Raw genomic sequence first — 16349 nt, 5'->3', positions numbered from 1 at the left:
ATCCGCGACATGCAGATTAAATCAGCAACATTTGTTATAAGTAATACCGATGTAAGTAGGTGCCCTAATGAGCCCTTGCCAGAATACGCCTTTATTGGCCGGTCAAATGTGGGGAAATCTTCACTTATCAACATGCTTACAGAGCGAAAGAGCCTTGCAAAGACCTCTGGGCGACCTGGAAAAACACAGCTGATTAATCATTTTAAAATCAATGGAAATTGGTTTTTAGTGGATTTGCCAGGATACGGTTATGCAAGGGTATCTAAAACCGCTAAAAGTAAATTTCAAAAGTTTATCACCTCTTATTTCTCACAGCGCAAACAATTGGTGTCGGCCTTTATCCTGATCGATATCAGGCACAGTCCTCAGGCTATCGACATGGAATTCATGCAGTGGCTTGGAGAGAATCAAATACCTTTTTCAATAGTCTTTACTAAAGCGGATAAATTAAAACCAAAAGCCATCGAGCGAAATATTCAGGCCTACCTTCAAGCAATGCTTGATGATCTATGGGAAGAAACACCTAACTATTTCGTTACTTCCTCCTCTAATGGAACTGGCAGAGAGGAGTTATTAGATTACATCGATCAGATCAACAAACAAATTCAAAAGTAATAAGACAACTAATAATTATTTATCTTTTGTCAATTCAAGTTTTTCTGCAAAATAATCACAAAAGTCCTTCATCGTTGCGGTCATCTTTTCATCCTGAGTAGCCTTGTAGAAGGTATCACTAAGAGAAACCAAAGTTTGATGCATAAACTTTTTCATTTCATCCATTGGCATATCCTTAGTCCATAAATCAATCTTAAGAGTCTCTTGCTGCTCACTGTTCCACACAGAAAGCAATACAGCCTTAGCTGCTTCATTTTCAACCCCACCATCTTTGGCGGTCCAACTCAATTTTTCAGGCACCTTATTCTCATCGAGTTCAACATTCAAATTTATTTCTGATTTGTGTACTACAGCCATTACTTCTTTGGTTTGTATTGTGATTTTTTAAATAATGATGCTGCTGATTCCCCTAGCAGCTCATGCAAAGATACTTCATTATTTTTCATATACGCATCAACGATCCTCCATCCTATAAATTGCCCGAGTCTTCCAGGAGATTCATTATCCAGCTCAAGATAGAACTTGGAAAACGGGGCTGGATCAATAAACCGGTCATCTAGTTTAGAGTCGGTTGAAAACAACAGTTCATTAGATATAAAATACCTCCAGATATATTCCTCATTAGTTAGAGACCACTGCCACTGATCCTGAGAATAACCGATAATCTGAGAATCCTCAACCTTTGGTAAAAAATTAGACATCACATAATAGAGCTTACCATAATACACTATTTTACTTAAGAAGTCTCTAGAAGGGGTAGCTTTAATGGTGCTTCGAGAAATCGCTTTAGCCATATCAATAACCACCCGCTCTTTTTCAAAATTCGCTCTTATAAATTGCTGTATCCCTTTATAAAACTCATGATCCGCTCCTAGATAATTATCTAGACCCACTAACATTAATGTGTCGGCGTAAATGATCCGATTTCTGTAATCCACATCAGAGTTAACGGTAATAATTTTTACAGGTGTAAATTCAGGAAAATAATATTTAACGTGCTGAAACAATTGATGTATCGCAATGGTATCATGCTTAAAATCGCTGAACTTTTGATTAATTTCTTTAGCCATCACCTGATGCAAGCTATCCTGCATTCTATCGATCCAAACACTATCAGAAAATTGGGTTGGAAACAAATACGGATAATTCTTTTTTAAATCTGGTAAATCTTGCGCAGAACCATTAGCAAACTTTTCATCAAAACGATCAATGCGCACTTTAACATCGACCTCAGCTATTTCCGCCTCCAATTTACTATCCGAGGAGCAACTCATTATAAGGATCGCAATAAATAGCCCAAAAAATTTACACATAGGCAGTATTTTCAAAACTTTAGGCAATTTGTTTTTCAATAATTTAAGATACATCTACTTTTGTATTTAGTACTTTAGACTTTAAATATATGAACATACTGTAAACCCACATATTTAAAATAACCAAAGTGGCAAATTTAAAATATTAACTTATAATAGACTCATAAAAGACCATGCAAACAGAAGCTGTTATCAACCATATTGTCGATTGGCTAAAAACCTATGCAGAAAACGCCAAAATAGGTGGATTTGTTATAGGCATATCTGGAGGAATTGACTCGGCGGTCACCTCTACTCTATGTGCAAAAACTGGATTAAAGCTCCTATGTGTTGAAATGCCCATTCATCAGAACCCAAATCAAGTGACCCTGGCCCAAAATCACATTGCATGGCTTAAAGAAAACTATTCCAATGTTTCCAGTTTAACCACAGACCTTACCCCTGTTTTTGATCAATTAGTAGAAGCCGTACCAAGGGTTGATAATGAAAATGACCGCATGATGGCTCTAGCTAACACCAGAGCACGACTACGCATGACAACACTTTATTACTTTGCAGGACTAAAGAACTATTTGGTGGCAGGAACAGGAAACAAAGTTGAGGATTTTGGGGTCGGATTCTACACCAAATATGGAGATGGTGGTGTAGACATAAGCCCAATAGCTGATTTAGTTAAATCCGAAGTCTATGCCTTGGCCAAAGGCATGGGAATAAACCAACAAATACAAAATGCAGCACCAACAGATGGTTTATGGGGGGATCAACGAAATGATGAAGATCAAATTGGAGCTAGCTATCCAGAATTAGAATGGGCTATGAGCATGAGCGAACAAGGAAAAATTTCTACAGAGTTCACAGGTCGAAAACGCGAGGTTTTTGAAATATACACCAAATTAAACCGGGTAAATCAACATAAAATGACTTCCATACCAGTATGCGTAATACCTAGTGAATTAAGGTAAAACCATCTATTTTCCCATGTAATTACGGTAGTTTTTTGTTGAAAAATTTAAATTCATTACCTTTAGCCATTACTATTGCGACAAAACCCCCCAAGCCGTAAAGAAGATGTTCTATACACCCTCTTAACATGGCTTATCGAAACTTAACTTTAAAACGGTCAAATGTATGATTAAAGTTCTAGTGGCTGATAACCATCCTATAGTTAGGATAGGCCTTAAAAATGTACTTCAAGATAGTGAAGTAATTGAGATTATTGGAAATGTGAGTACCACCTCAGAATTATTTGGATTTTTAGTTGGTAGACAACCTGATGTCATTATTCTTGAAATGGATATACCAGAGGTTAATGGTATAACCGCTCTACGAAGGATTAAAAGAGATTTTCCTGATATTAAAATTGTAATTTTCAGTTCTCAACCTGAAGAGGTGTATGCTTTGAGCACCATAAAAGCAGGTGCATCTGGTTATATTTCAAAAACAGCTAGTTTAGACACCATCACTACAGCTATTTTAAAAGTAGCACAAGGCGGCATGTTCATTACCAATGAACTCGCACAACGAATTGCTTTTGATGAGAGTTCTAATAAACCTAGGAAATTTTTCAGAAAATTATCTTCTAGAGAGATCGAAGTGCTAAAACTTCTTGCTCGAGGACGCAGGAATAAACAAGTAGCAGAAGAATTAGGGCTCAATGAAAAAACAGTCAGCACCTATAAGGCTAGACTTATGAAAAAGCTCAATGTGGACAACATGGTTGATATGCTTCAACAAGCCAAAGCGCTTGAATTATATTAATACTAAGCCGTGGCTTTTTAAACATTAATCCCAAAAGAGCAAGCAAAATCTTCTAGATTAAACTAGGCTCGAAAGGTAAACCGTTGTTAAAAATTTGTATTTTTTTAACACAAACAAGTCATCCAAAATAGACGACTGGGGCGTATATAATTAAAACATACCGCTCCAAGCGTCTATATATATTCAAAATGCCCTTTCCGTCAAGAAAGGGCTATTTTTTTTCATCTAATACAAAGGGATAAGACCCCGCTGCATCTTAAGAAACCATATGATTTAGTAACTTAAGGTATGCTCTACTTCAAGTCCGGTGATATCAACAGTTGTAGGCTGAACAACATTGTTGTCAATAACGAAAAAAACGTGACTATTATAATTTCTAGTTGTTCCCCCCTGTTGAACTTCTCCTGCTTCATTTACAGGAACATTAATAACCAGGGATCCATCAGCATTGGTTTGAGTCATTGAAGAGTAGGCGACACTTCCATCGACCATATAACGAGTTTCAATATTTTCTTTGAGCTCCTGTGTCCACAGAGAACTTTCTCCAAACCAGTACACTTCCATATTAGGAACAACTGCTCCACCACGCTCAACAGTTAAGGTCAACTTAGAAGTATCCCAGTAATCAGTCGAGGAAGGCTCACTTAACACTAGAGACACTTCATACACTGAATCCACCTCCTGTATAGTTGCGCTGTAATCTGACAACGGCCCTGAAGTTGTCGAAGTAACACTGTAATAATCATCCGAGAACAGATATTTTCTCAAGGCGACAAAGTAAAGTGTTTTTCCCTTGTATTCTGCCACATCTATGGTAACTGGATCCACTACAGTGATATCCTCTGGCACTTCAACTGAGGTGAGCGGCTGAAAACTCTGGTAAGATTCATAAGGAAGTTCACTAAGGAAAATTTTGGTTTCACTTTTTCGCTCTAATCCAACTCCAATAGGATAAACATTGGCTTTTATATCCGAAGTTTCAGCAATTGGCTGAGAATCATCGCTGCTAGAACAGGCGGCAATAAAAAGCAATAACATGCATAAGGGAATAGCTTTAATAATTTTCATGGTCATTTGTTATTTAATTTAATTCTACTAATTCCAATTGTTTAGTTTTAGAAGTGTATCGTTTTGGGTTTTAATATACCAAGGGTTAAATAAATCCTTTGGCACAACATCTTTACAGAAACGAAAAATAATCATAATTCTTACATTTTACACTAAGAAAGCACTTACTTAAATTACGCTTCTCAAATCACAACCTCATCAGGAGCAATTAATAACCTAAAATCCCAAGCTTTATCGTAACAAAAAGACCATGTATTACTTGGAATTATATCCTTTACTCAAGGAGTTCTAAGTATAAAACGCTACTTTTGCGCCTTAAATTTTAACAAAAAATGCAAAAAGTTCTACACTTTTTTGACCTTAATCAAAAAGTGAATTTTAAAAACGAATTATTGGCTGGGTTAACGGTTGCCATGACCATGATCCCAGAATCTTTGTCCTTCGCTATTTTAGCAGGGCTCTCACCACTAACTGGTCTTTATGCTGCCTTTTTAATGGGGCTTGTAACCGCGATCTTTGGAGGAAGACCCGCTATGGTATCTGGTGGAGCTGGCGCCACTGTTGTGGTATTAATGGCCTTAGCAGCCTCTCACGGGGTTGAATATTTATTTGCTGCAGTTATTTTAGCTGGAATATTTCAAATGCTTGTAGGACTTTTTAAATTGGGGAAATTTGTAAGACTCATCCCTCAACCAGTCATGTACGGATTTTTAAATGGTTTAGCAGTAATTATATTTATGTCCCAGGTGGCTCAGTTTAAATTCAAAGAAAACGGGATAGAACATTGGATGCAAGGAAACGAATTGTTCATCATGATAGGTCTGACTTTGCTAACCATCGCCATTGTTCTGGTACTTCCAAAATTCACAAAAACAATACCCGCTTCATTGGTAGCGATTTTGGTTGTTTTCGCACTAGTTTACTTTTTGAATATTGACACTAAAAGAGTAATCGATATTGCTTCAGTACAAGGTACGTTCCCTCCGTTTAATATACCACAGGTACCCTTTAGCCTCGAAACGCTAAAGGTAATTTTCCCCTATGCCCTAGTAATGGCTGGAGTGGGTTTAATAGAAACACTCCTTACCCTTAATATGGTAGATGAAATCACCAACACCAAGGGCTCATCTAACCGAGAAGCTACTGCCCAAGGCTTAGCCAATATCACCAATGGCTTTTTCTCAGGTATGGGTGGATGTGCCATGGTAGCGCAAACACTGGTCAATGTAGGAGCAGGCGCAAGAACAAGGATTTCTGCTATTATAGGAGCTTTGACTATTTTATTTATCATCCTAATTGGAGGTCCAGTCATAGAGCAAATCCCCATGGCTGCACTTGTAGGAGTGATGATGATGGTAGCCATAGGAACCTTCGAATGGGCGAGTTTTAGAATTATAAACAAAATGCCTCGACATGATATATTAATCGGAATGTTAGTGGCTGTAATTACTGTTGTATTACACAATCTAGCATTAGCTGTTTTAATTGGTGTAGTGCTTTCTGCGCTAGTCTTTGCTTGGGAAAGCGCCAAACGCATTAGAGCAAGAAAACACATCGATGATCAAGGCGTAAAGCATTATGAGATTTTCGGGCCACTATTTTTTGGATCCACCACAGTGTTTATGGATAAATTTGATGTGCTTAATGACCCAGAAGAAGTCGTAATAGATTTTAAAGAAAGTAAGGTCGTGGATATGTCAGCCATTGATGCGCTAAATAAACTTACAGAGAAATATAAAAAAGAAGGAAAGACCATTCATTTGCGTCACTTAAGCTCAGATTGCCGACGGTTAATTAAAAATGCCGAATCAGTCATTGATGTCAATATCATTGAAGACCCAACTTATAAAGTTATGCCACGTTAAAGGAGCGAGAATCATTTAAAATCAAAAAAAAGTTTAATTTTTTATCGATCCACAAGATATTTACTATCAGACAGTTATAGAGTATATTAAAATAAAACAAAAAATAAATTGAAAATAATTACTTTTTCGAAATCCAAATCTAAAATTGCAGCGTATATAAAGTAATCATTACATAGTAGTAGGTATTAGTTTAGGGAAAAAGCCTCTCGTTTTTATATCGAGAGGCTTTTTATTTGGAGTCAATTGACTTTAATTATTTTTGGGATTTCTCCAAAAGGTCTTTGACTGAAATTATTCGATAGTCCCTTTTACTTTCTCTATCGTTTGTTGTATTTCTTCAGATGTTCCACCTATGATAGATTCACTTGCGATTTCTTTACCACTTTGAACTTCTAGGGTTTTAATTGTAGCTGTGGTTTGACCATCTTTTTCTGAGGCAAGAGTCACACTAATAACTTTTTGTTGTTGATTATGATCCACCACCTCAGCAGAATCATTGTGGTGTCCGCCAAGAATAGGAGCAATTACCAGTCCTACTAAACAGGTGAGTTTGATCAAAATATTCATAGAAGGCCCAGAGGTATCCTTAAATGGATCCCCAACGGTATCACCTGTAACGGCTGCCTTATGTGCAGGAGAACCTTTATAGGTCATTTCCCCATCGATTTCCACTCCAGCTTCAAAGGATTTTTTTGCATTATCCCATGCACCACCAGCATTGTTCTGAAATATCGCCCACATAACTCCTGATACACAAACTCCAGCCATATAGCCACCGAGTGGTTCAGCCCCTAAAAGCAATCCGATGATTATGGGGGTAATTATAGTTAACAAGCCAGGTAGAAGCATTTCTTTTAAAGCTGCTTTGGTGGATATTTCCACGCATTTTCCATACTCTGGGGTTCCCGTACCTTCTAATATACCTGGAATTTCTCTAAACTGTCTGCGCACCTCCTGAACCATTTCCATAGCTGCTTTACCGACAGACTTCATAGCTAAGGCGGAGAACACTACTGGGATCATAGCACCCACAAAAAGCGTCGCTAACACATCGGCTTTAAAAATATTAATCCCATCGATACCAGTAAAGGTCACATAGGCTGCAAACAAGGCCAAAGCAGTTAATGCAGCAGAGGCTATCGCAAATCCTTTACCTACAGCAGCAGTGGTATTACCCACAGAATCCAAAATATCTGTACGCTCACGAACCTGAGGCTCCAATTCACTCATCTCAGCCACACCTCCTGCATTATCTGCAATAGGCCCAAAGGCATCGATTGCTAACTGCATAGCGGTGGTTGCCATCATTGCAGATGCAGCCAACGCAACACCGTAGAATCCAGCCAATTCATAAGATCCATAAATAGCCACGGCAAATAACAATACCGACCAAAAGGTTGATTTCATACCAACAGCCAATCCAGCAATAATATTAGTAGCAGCTCCCGTAGAACTGTTCTGTACAATATCCATCACTGGTTTTTTACCTAAACTTGTATAATAAGCAGTTACATACGAAATTAATGCACCAACAGCGAGTCCAATACAAGCCGCCCAAAACACGTTGATAGAGGGAACAGCAACAGCTTCACTCCTACCAAATAAATTCATATACATCATCTCTGGAAGCATATACTGAATCAAAAAATAACTAGAGAGTAAGGTAAGTCCAATAGCCACCCAATTTCCTGTATCCAAAGCTCTTTGAACCTGCGCTTCTCGGGCATCATTACTAGATATACGCACAAGAAAGGTTCCTATAATGGAGGCCAATATACCTACTCCAGCAATCACCAGAGGAAGTAAAATAGGTCCCATATTATTAAAGGCATCCACAAATGGAGTGTCAACACTCATATCTCTGATGATATAATTCCCAAGTACCATGGCCGCGAGCACTGTAGCCACATAAGAGCCAAATAAATCAGCTCCCATACCTGCCACGTCTCCAACATTATCACCAACATTATCAGCAATGGTCGCGGGGTTTCGTGGGTCATCTTCAGGAATTCCAGCTTCTACTTTTCCTACTAAATCCGCACCCACATCTGCTGCCTTGGTGTAGATCCCTCCACCTACTCTAGCAAACAATGCTATAGATTCAGCTCCTAAAGAAAATCCGGCCAGAGCCTCTAGAACAATGGTCATATCGCTGTAGAAATCTGCACTTGAGCCAACAAATTGTCCAATGAAAAATAAGAACCATAAACTGAGTCCTAGTACAGCAAGACCTGCAACACCCAGTCCCATTACCGTTCCTCCTGAAAAGGATACTTTTAAAGCTTGAGGGAGACTAGTTTTGGCCGCTTCCGAGGTTCTAGCATTGGCCTCTGTGGCAATGCGCATCCCGATATTTCCAGCCAAAGCAGAAAAAAAAGCACCAAAGATAAAGGCAGGTACAATCATCCAACTAGTTGTAGGGACAAGTACTGATATCCCAAATAAAGCTACCGAGGCAATAATTACAAAAATAAACAGCAATCGATACTCTGCATTAAGAAAAGCGAGCGCTCCTTCCTTTATACTCTTTGAGATTGATTGCATTTTATCGCTTCCAGCTGGTTGTTTTTTAACCCATCCAGCTTTAACGACCATAAATATAAGGCCGATAATGGCCATGATAATAGGCAGATAAATAATATTGGTTTCCATAAATATATGTTAGTTAATACAATTATTGTTAAATGTACTAAAACCAATAGAAATAAAAAACAGCAACCTTTTGAGTTACTGTTTAAAATATTATGATCGTTTTTAATCCTTAATCGATGCAAACTTCATCACGAGGCACATCGCTATCTTGGAATCGGTTAACACATAAAGCGACAATTTCCTTCGCTTCTTGGTGGTCACCCCAGCCTCCAATAGATACTTTTTTCTTTTCTAAGTCTTTGTAAACTTGGAAAAAGTGTTCAATTTCTTTAATTAAATGAGGATTGAGTTCAGATAAGTCACCCACACGGTTCCATACTGGATCAGAAACAGGCACACAAATGATCTTTTCATCTGGACCCTTTTCATCTTCCATATGGAATACACCAATAGGCTTCACCTCCATCACACATCCAGGGAAGGTAGGTTCGGTAACTAAAACCAACACATCTAATGCATCTCCGTCTAAGGCTAATGTTTCTGGAACAAATCCGTAATCAGCTGGATACATCATAGAAGAGAAAATCATACGATCGTATCTGACTTTCTTTAGTTTAAAATCATACTCATATTTATTTCTACTTCCCTTAGGGATTTCGATAAGTACATCGAATGAAGAAATCTGATCTGCGCTCATTTATTTATATATTTAAAGCCTTGTCTACCCTCATTAGGTCATGACAAAAGCCGTTATAACTCTTATTTATCGGGGTGCAAAAGTAGTGAAAAGCTTCTTTATTAGCAATGTAAAGTGCATAATTTGTCACAAATTTAAGACAGCAAAAACACTTAAAAAGAAAATTGCAAATTCCCTGTAACCGAAAAGTTTCGAGCCTCAGGTAGATCAAGATAATTCCCCCGAAAGTTAAAGTCGATTCGCAGGAGTTTAAATATGTTCCCAATTCCAAAAGAATATTCATAATACACCTGGTCTGAAGGTGCAATCAATAAATTTCCAGAAGGGGCATTAAGTGCGATATTCTCATCCGATATATCTCCCCAAACTCCACGAATACCAACAATTTCTCTAAGATTCAATTTCTTGAGCAGAGGAATCCTTGAAAATATCTTACCATTAAAGTTGTGTTCAAGCTGTCCAGAGACATAAGTGTCGGTAACAAATTCGTAGAAGTTAAGATTCGGAAATGTATTATAAATCGAAAAATAAGTCTGGTTCCCAGGAATTGGACTCAGAAGACTAAGTGGTACTTCGCTAAATGTCTTCCCTGCTTCAATGGTGGTAATACTTCGTCCCAAACCTCCTAAATGAAAGGGTTGACGATAGTAAAATTGAAGCCTTCGATAATCAAAGTCACTTTCCAAGAATCCTTCAAATCCTGCAGTATATAAAAGATGTATACGCGCATAGTCATTACTTACCACTCCTCTATCTACCCCATAGCCAATGGTCTTTTTACCTGGGGTGTATTCGATCTCAGCTTTAATATCAAATTGTTTAACTTGACTTGCAACTCCTGTGGGCTCGTCCATATCAACATAATCTAAATTAAATTGATCTGGCAAAGCGGATTTCAGTGTTCTATAGGTTAGTTCGGTTCTTAAGGTTAGATTTTTAAGAGGCTCATAACCCAAACTAAAGGTTGTCAGATTAATATCCGTTAAGGTATAATTGTTTCCAGAGGTAAAAATGGCTGAGGAAGCAAAGCTTCGTCCAAGAACATCGTTGGTGGCAGTTAAACTAACTCCTAATTGTTCAATATCTCTACGGGTCCCTGCAGAAACAATCAATCGGTTTTTACGATCTAACAACCATTTGGCGGAGAATCCGTATTTGAATTTTTTATCCTTAAAACCATATGCTGTATATCCTTCTAGACGCCACGAATCATTTGGCCCAAAATAAGTTCTTCCCCCGGCTCGGAGTCTCACCCCTTCAGCATCATTAAAACCAAAGGTAGAGTAGATTGGCCCATAGTCAAGATTAAAATCACTCAACTCCACATAACCTGAGACCAAAATAGTAGCAAGATCATAGAGTCGCTTGAATTTTGGAACAGTTTTTAAAGTATCCAACATCTTATACACTCCCTTCTCATCATTGTTTAGCGCCTCCATTCGATTCTGTTCCCAAAAAACACTATCCCTATTGTATACTAATTCGTTATAAGGATCAACACGTTTGATGTAAAAGCTTTTTGGCTTCTCATCATCAAACTCATAATGATCATAAATAGTGGTTCGTTTTCCGTAAACACCCTTAGATTCTTCTTTTTGGCGAAGACTAAAATCACTTAACAAATAATCTCGTTTTAATAAGAATACTGTATCGTTTAGCACGTCAAATTCCTGTTCTATATACAACTCCTTAACCCAGTTTAAGTTGGCGCTCTTGGAGGCTTGCATATTAATTTTTTTAACGGCAAAGGTGGTGTCATTCACCCAGAAATTACCTTTAAAAGTCAATTCGTTTGACCTTCTTGGGTAATAGATAATATTGTAACACCATTTGTCACCAATATAGGCGCTATCTGATAAGACATAATTATATACATCCACACCGGTACGAGAAAGCGGACTGACAAAACTTTTATTAAATAGCCTTATATAATTGTCATAGATATTATAGTCTGCATAGAGATCCTTCACGTACATGACAATACTCTGGTTGTTACTAAAACCGGAATTTTTATTTCCGAGTAATTTTTCAATATTTGTGTTTAAGTTGTTATCTCCGTAAACCTCTGAGTAGGATTCGTTGATAAAAATGGGCAGGTAAGTCTTTCCAGTAATACTGGAGGTATCTACTTGGTCAAAAATAAACTCCATACCCTTAAATATCTTCTTATTGATAAAACTGCTATCAATGGTATTGAAGTCAAATTCAATTTTTTCGTACTTATCATACTTGTACTGCTCGAAGAGGTGAATACCGTTTTGGCGTTTCTTCTCCCAAATTTTACGAAGTATCGCAATGGCAGGATTACCTTTTTTTGGTTGTTTTCCAACATAGACAACTACCTCGTCCAGAACCTCCCCTTCACTTAGAACTACTTCTAAATCGTAGTTCACTTTCTTTTGAAGTTCTACCTCCTGAGAAGTATATCCTAGAAGCGAAATGCTCAACACCGGGTAAGTATTATCGGATTCTAAGTAAAAACGGCCGTCTTCATTAGTAATAGTTCCCTCAGTAGAATTTGGAAACATCACATTGGCGTAAGGGATCGCTTCACCTTGATCGTCGACAACCACTCCACTGACCTTAGTTTGCGCGGCCAAAGCCACAGAAAACAACATTGCTATTAATACTATTTTACTCCTCATAAACAAAAAAACTTCACTGAACTTAAATAAAGCCAGTGAAGTTAATTAACGTAATAAAATCATTATTTGTATAATACTTTTTTTACTGCTTTGATCACATCATTGTGATTTGGCAACCATTCTTTAAATAACACTGGAGAATACGGTGCAGGTGTATCCGCAGTATTGATCTTAACGATAGGTGCATCTAAATAATCAAATGCCTGTGATTGCACCTGATAAGTGATCTCTGTAGCGACATTTCCAAAAGGCCAAGCCTCCTCTAAGATCACTAACCTATTGGTTTTCTTTACAGACTTTAATATGGTATCATGATCCATCGGACGAACTGTTCTTAGATCGATAATCTCACAACTAATTCCTTCCTTTTCTAACTCTTCAGCAGCGGCGTAGGCTTCTTTGATAATTTTCCCAAAAGAAACGATGGTTACATCCTTACCTTCTCTTTTAATTTCAGCAACTCCGATTGGAATAGTATACTCTCCTTCAGGAACTTCTCCCTTATCCCCATACATTTGTTCAGATTCCATAAAAATCACAGGGTCAGGATCCTGGATGGCTGACTTCAACAAGCCCTTAGCATCATATGGATTTGAAGGTACAATAACCTTTAATCCAGGAGTATTTGCATACCAGCTTTCGAAAGCCTGAGAGTGTGTTGCTGCTAATTGACCAGCAGAAGCCGTAGGACCTCTAAAAACAATTGGACAGTTGAACTGACCTCCAGACATTTGACGAATTTTAGCCGCATTGTTGATGATTTGATCAATCCCTACTAGGGCGAAGTTAAAAGTCATAAACTCCACAATAGGCTTGTTACCATTCATAGCTGAACCAACAGCGATCCCAGCAAAACCAAGCTCAGATATAGGGGTGTCGATTACCCTATCTGGGCCAAATTCATCAAGCATCCCTTTTGATGCCTTGTAGGCGCCATTATACTCCGCAACTTCTTCACCCATTAAATAAACGGTTTCATCTTTGCGCATCTCTTCGCTCATGGCCTCACAAACTGCCTCTCTAAACTGAATTGTTCTCATTTATATTATTTGATAGTATTGACATCTATTTTTAAAGCTTAGCAAAAATAGTAATTCTAACACAACTATCTCCATAAGATTTTGATAAAAAAATATTATGCATGCATAGTATATTGTGAAATTAATCAGTATCTTCGTTACACAATATAATTACATCATAAAAAACATCTTCAAAAATGAAAATATTAGTTTGCATAAGTCATGTTCCTGACACCACTTCTAAAATTAATTTTACGGATGGCGACAGTAAGTTTGACACCTCTGGGGTACAATTTATCATTAACCCTAATGATGAATTTGGTCTAACCCGTGCAATGTGGTTTAAGGAAAAACAAGGGGCTGAAGTAACTGTTGTCAATGTTGGAGAAAGCAGCACTGAGCCTACCCTTAGAAAGGCACTTGCTATTGGAGCAGACAATGCGATTCGCATCAACGCAGCCCCTACTGACGGCTACTATACCGCAGTTCAACTTGCAGAGGTTGCCAAGGATTACGACCTTGTAATCGCTGGTAAAGAATCCATTGATTACAATGGTGGAATGGTTCCTGGAATACTTGCTGAGCTCACTGGATTTAATTTTATTAACAGCTGTATTGGACTCGAAGTCGATGGAAGTACCGCAACGGTGACCCGTGAAATAGACGGAGGTAAAGAATCCCTTCAAACTACACTTCCATTAGTGATTGGTGGCCAAAAAGGTATAGTAGAGGAAAAAGATCTAAAAATTCCAAATGCACGCGGAATCATGATGGCTAGAAAAAAAACATTAACAGTGCAAGAACCGGTTCAGAGCGAGACCTTGACAAAAGCTGTCTCTTTTGAAAAACCTGCTGCTAAAGGAACCGTCAAATTAGTTGAGGCTGATAACCTTGATGCCTTAATCGATTTATTACACAACGAGGCGAAAGTTATTTAACAATACGCCTTGAACATCATTTATGTTGTGAATTGTTTTTTAATTAAAAAATAATCCAGCATTATTATATAAAACGATAAAGAAACAAACATGTCAATATTAGTATATACCGAATCAGAAAACGGAAAATTCAAAAAGAGTGCTTTGGAGGTCACCTCCTATGCCAAAGGTCTTGCAGATCAGCTAAACACCCAGGTAATCGCGGTAGCTGTGAATGTGGATGATACTAGCGCATTAGCTAATTACGGAGCGGATAAGGTCCTTCAAGTAAACAATTCCAAACTCGACAACTTCAACGCCAAGGCTTATGCCGATGTATTGCAACAAGCAGCTGAGAAAAACTCAAGTAAAGTTATTGTGGTAAGTTCAAGTGCTAATTCTAAATACCTTGCTCCTCTATTATCAGCAGGACTAAAAGCAGGGTATGCTTCTAATGTAGTTTCATTGCCAGATAGCACTGAACCATTTAGAGTTAAAAGAACTGCTTTTACCAACAAAGCTTTTAATTTTACGGAAATCAGCACCCAAGTGAAGATTGTAGGTCTTGCAAACAATGCGTATGGCCTTAAGGAGAGTAGCTCTAGCGCAAATGCAGAATCATTTGAGCCCACACTAGATGAAAAAGATTTTGAAATCAAAGTAAGTTCAGTCGATAAAACCACTGGAAAAATCGCTATCGCAGATGCTGATATCGTAGTCTCTGGAGGTCGCGGATTAAAAGGCCCTGAAAACTGGCACCTAATCGAGGACCTTGCAGAGGTGCTGGGAGCAGCCACAGCCTGTTCAAAACCAGTATCGGATATGGGCTGGAGACCACACAGCGAACACGTTGGGCAAACTGGAAAGCCGGTAGCATCCAATTTATATGTAGCGGTAGGTATTTCTGGAGCTATTCAGCACTTAGCAGGAGTGAATGCTTCAAAGGTTAAATTAGTCATCAACAACGACCCTGAAGCACCATTTTTTAAAGCTGCAGATTACGGCGTAGTCGGGGATGCCTTTACGGTAGTGCCTGAACTAATCGAAAAATTGAAAGAATTTAAAGCAAATAACGCATAATTTTTGCTAAATTGTGCCCGCAGAGGGCTGTCTAAATTATAGGGATACGTCCCCATTATTTAGGCAGCCTTTATTATTTTGATGATGTATGAGTTTAGTAAAATTGAACATAAAAGGAATTTCCTATAGCCAAACCCAGAATGGGGCTTACGCCCTAATTCTCAATGAGGTAGATGGTGAAAGGAAACTCCCTATTGTCATTGGCGCCTTTGAAGCGCAGTCTATTGCCATTGCACTGGAAAAAGAAATCAAACCACCAAGACCACTTACCCATGACCTGTTTAAAAATTTTGCCGACCGATTCGAGATTGTCGTTAAGCAGGTGATAATTCATAAATTAGTCGATGGAGTATTTTATTCTAGTATTATTTGTGAGAGGGATAAAATTGAGGAAATCATCGATGCAAGAACCAGTGACGCTATCGCACTCGCTTTAAGATTTGATGCTCCTATATTTACCTATAAAAACATTTTAGACAAAGCTGGAATTTATTTAAAATTCTCTCCAAAGGATGAAAAAGAGAAGGATAGTATAATTGTAGAAGAGGTGATCAGCAAAGAAGACAAACCGTCTTCGGATGACAGTTCTTATCGCTCACACTCTCTACAGGAACTACACGAACTTTTAGATGGAGCAGTACGCAATGAGGATTACGAAAAGGCGGCTAAAATACGAGATGAAATCTCAAGAAGAGAACCAAAAAGCAAATAGCAAATCATATTATAGTTTAACATTATCCAAACATACCATCCCTAGATGTAGAAAATTCTAAAAGGACC

General features: G+C 38.1%; 14 protein-coding genes. 7 read left to right on the top strand and 7 right to left on the bottom strand.

The window, feature by feature from the left end:
* Positions 1–9 precede the first annotated feature (9 nt).
* The gene (gene yihA, locus I215_RS05245; RefSeq protein WP_008990922.1) at positions 10–615 is read left to right on the top strand and encodes a ribosome biogenesis GTP-binding protein YihA/YsxC; all 606 of its coding nucleotides are present in this window, start codon (positions 10–12) and stop codon (positions 613–615) included.
* 15 nt (positions 616–630) lie between these two features.
* On the opposite strand, the gene gldC is transcribed toward yihA, so the two are convergent.
* Positions 631–972 carry a gliding motility protein GldC gene (gldC, locus tag I215_RS05240; RefSeq protein WP_008990921.1) on the bottom strand — a complete coding sequence of 114 codons (342 nt, stop codon included), beginning with the start codon at positions 970–972 and terminating at the stop codon, positions 631–633.
* On the bottom strand, positions 972–1928 hold the full coding sequence (gldB, locus tag I215_RS05235) for a gliding motility lipoprotein GldB (protein WP_040459877.1): 957 nt from the start codon (positions 1926–1928) through the stop codon (positions 972–974). The genes gldC and gldB overlap by 1 nt, the downstream gene beginning before the upstream one ends.
* Positions 1929–2101: 173 nt before the next feature.
* Between gldB and nadE the strand changes: the two genes are divergently transcribed.
* On the top strand, positions 2102–2890 hold the full coding sequence (nadE, locus tag I215_RS05230; RefSeq protein ID WP_008990919.1) for an NAD(+) synthase: 789 nt from the start codon (positions 2102–2104) through the stop codon (positions 2888–2890).
* A 166-nt stretch (positions 2891–3056) separates the two neighbouring features.
* On the top strand, positions 3057–3686 hold the full coding sequence (locus I215_RS05225; RefSeq protein WP_008990918.1) for a response regulator: 630 nt from the start codon (positions 3057–3059) through the stop codon (positions 3684–3686).
* Positions 3687–3959: 273 nt separating this feature from the next.
* Here the strand turns inward: I215_RS05225 and I215_RS05220 are convergent, their stop codons facing one another.
* Positions 3960–4754: a hypothetical protein gene (locus I215_RS05220; RefSeq protein ID WP_156800202.1), complete on the bottom strand. Its 795-nt coding sequence runs from the start codon at positions 4752–4754 to the stop codon at positions 3960–3962.
* A 332-nt stretch (positions 4755–5086) separates the two neighbouring features.
* On the opposite strand from I215_RS05220, the gene I215_RS05215 reads away from it, so the two are divergent.
* The gene (locus tag I215_RS05215) at positions 5087–6619 is read left to right on the top strand and encodes a SulP family inorganic anion transporter (RefSeq protein WP_008990916.1); all 1533 of its coding nucleotides are present in this window, start codon (positions 5087–5089) and stop codon (positions 6617–6619) included.
* A 291-nt stretch (positions 6620–6910) separates the two neighbouring features.
* On the opposite strand, the gene I215_RS05210 is transcribed toward I215_RS05215, so the two are convergent.
* The 4 genes from I215_RS05210 to I215_RS05195 form a co-directional block, all read right to left on the bottom strand.
* Positions 6911–9271, bottom strand: coding sequence for a sodium-translocating pyrophosphatase (locus I215_RS05210; RefSeq protein WP_008990915.1), 2361 nt, complete (start codon positions 9269–9271; stop codon positions 6911–6913).
* 109 nt (positions 9272–9380) lie between these two features.
* Positions 9381–9908, bottom strand: coding sequence for an inorganic diphosphatase (locus I215_RS05205; protein ID WP_008990914.1), 528 nt, complete (start codon positions 9906–9908; stop codon positions 9381–9383).
* Between the two features lie 152 nt (positions 9909–10060).
* The gene (locus tag I215_RS05200; protein WP_008990913.1) at positions 10061–12553 is read right to left on the bottom strand and encodes a DUF5686 and carboxypeptidase-like regulatory domain-containing protein; all 2493 of its coding nucleotides are present in this window, start codon (positions 12551–12553) and stop codon (positions 10061–10063) included.
* A 62-nt stretch (positions 12554–12615) separates the two neighbouring features.
* On the bottom strand, positions 12616–13593 hold the full coding sequence (locus I215_RS05195) for a pyruvate dehydrogenase complex E1 component subunit beta (RefSeq protein WP_008990912.1): 978 nt from the start codon (positions 13591–13593) through the stop codon (positions 12616–12618).
* Positions 13594–13769: 176 nt separating this feature from the next.
* Between I215_RS05195 and I215_RS05190 the strand changes: the two genes are divergently transcribed.
* The 3 genes from I215_RS05190 to I215_RS05180 all read left to right on the top strand — a co-directional run bounded on the left by I215_RS05190 (position 13770) and on the right by I215_RS05180 (position 16281).
* Positions 13770–14510 carry an electron transfer flavoprotein subunit beta/FixA family protein gene (locus I215_RS05190; protein WP_008990911.1) on the top strand — a complete coding sequence of 247 codons (741 nt, stop codon included), beginning with the start codon at positions 13770–13772 and terminating at the stop codon, positions 14508–14510.
* 90 nt (positions 14511–14600) lie between these two features.
* The gene (locus I215_RS05185; protein WP_008990910.1) at positions 14601–15569 is read left to right on the top strand and encodes an electron transfer flavoprotein subunit alpha/FixB family protein; all 969 of its coding nucleotides are present in this window, start codon (positions 14601–14603) and stop codon (positions 15567–15569) included.
* An 88-nt stretch (positions 15570–15657) separates the two neighbouring features.
* Entirely contained in the window at positions 15658–16281 is a 624-nt protein-coding gene (locus I215_RS05180; protein ID WP_008990909.1) for a bifunctional nuclease family protein, read from the top strand.
* Positions 16282–16349: the final 68 nt, after the last annotated feature.

This window comes from Galbibacter marinus (genome assembly GCF_000300875.1).
Classification (GTDB): Bacteria; Bacteroidota; Bacteroidia; order Flavobacteriales; family Flavobacteriaceae; genus Galbibacter; species Galbibacter marinus.
The sequence above is the reverse complement of the archived record's forward strand: the minus strand, read 5'-3'. Positions and strand labels throughout refer to the sequence as shown.

Coding starts and splice junctions, on each gene's coding strand:
- I215_RS05215 (WP_008990916.1), top strand. CDS start 5,087: ATGCAAAAAGTTCTACACTTTTTTGACCTTAATCAAAAAGTGAATTTT.
- I215_RS05220 (WP_156800202.1), bottom strand. CDS start 4,754: ATGAAAATTATTAAAGCTATTCCCTTATGCATGTTATTGCTTTTTATT.
- nadE (WP_008990919.1), top strand. CDS start 2,102: ATGCAAACAGAAGCTGTTATCAACCATATTGTCGATTGGCTAAAAACC.
- I215_RS05225 (WP_008990918.1), top strand. CDS start 3,057: ATGATTAAAGTTCTAGTGGCTGATAACCATCCTATAGTTAGGATAGGC.
- I215_RS05180 (WP_008990909.1), top strand. CDS start 15,658: ATGAGTTTAGTAAAATTGAACATAAAAGGAATTTCCTATAGCCAAACC.
- I215_RS05205 (WP_008990914.1), bottom strand. CDS start 9,908: ATGAGCGCAGATCAGATTTCTTCATTCGATGTACTTATCGAAATCCCT.
- yihA (WP_008990922.1), top strand. CDS start 10: ATGCAGATTAAATCAGCAACATTTGTTATAAGTAATACCGATGTAAGT.
- I215_RS05200 (WP_008990913.1), bottom strand. CDS start 12,553: ATGAGGAGTAAAATAGTATTAATAGCAATGTTGTTTTCTGTGGCTTTG.
- I215_RS05210 (WP_008990915.1), bottom strand. CDS start 9,271: ATGGAAACCAATATTATTTATCTGCCTATTATCATGGCCATTATCGGC.
- gldB (WP_040459877.1), bottom strand. CDS start 1,928: ATGTGTAAATTTTTTGGGCTATTTATTGCGATCCTTATAATGAGTTGC.
- I215_RS05195 (WP_008990912.1), bottom strand. CDS start 13,593: ATGAGAACAATTCAGTTTAGAGAGGCAGTTTGTGAGGCCATGAGCGAA.
- I215_RS05185 (WP_008990910.1), top strand. CDS start 14,601: ATGTCAATATTAGTATATACCGAATCAGAAAACGGAAAATTCAAAAAG.
- gldC (WP_008990921.1), bottom strand. CDS start 972: ATGGCTGTAGTACACAAATCAGAAATAAATTTGAATGTTGAACTCGAT.
- I215_RS05190 (WP_008990911.1), top strand. CDS start 13,770: ATGAAAATATTAGTTTGCATAAGTCATGTTCCTGACACCACTTCTAAA.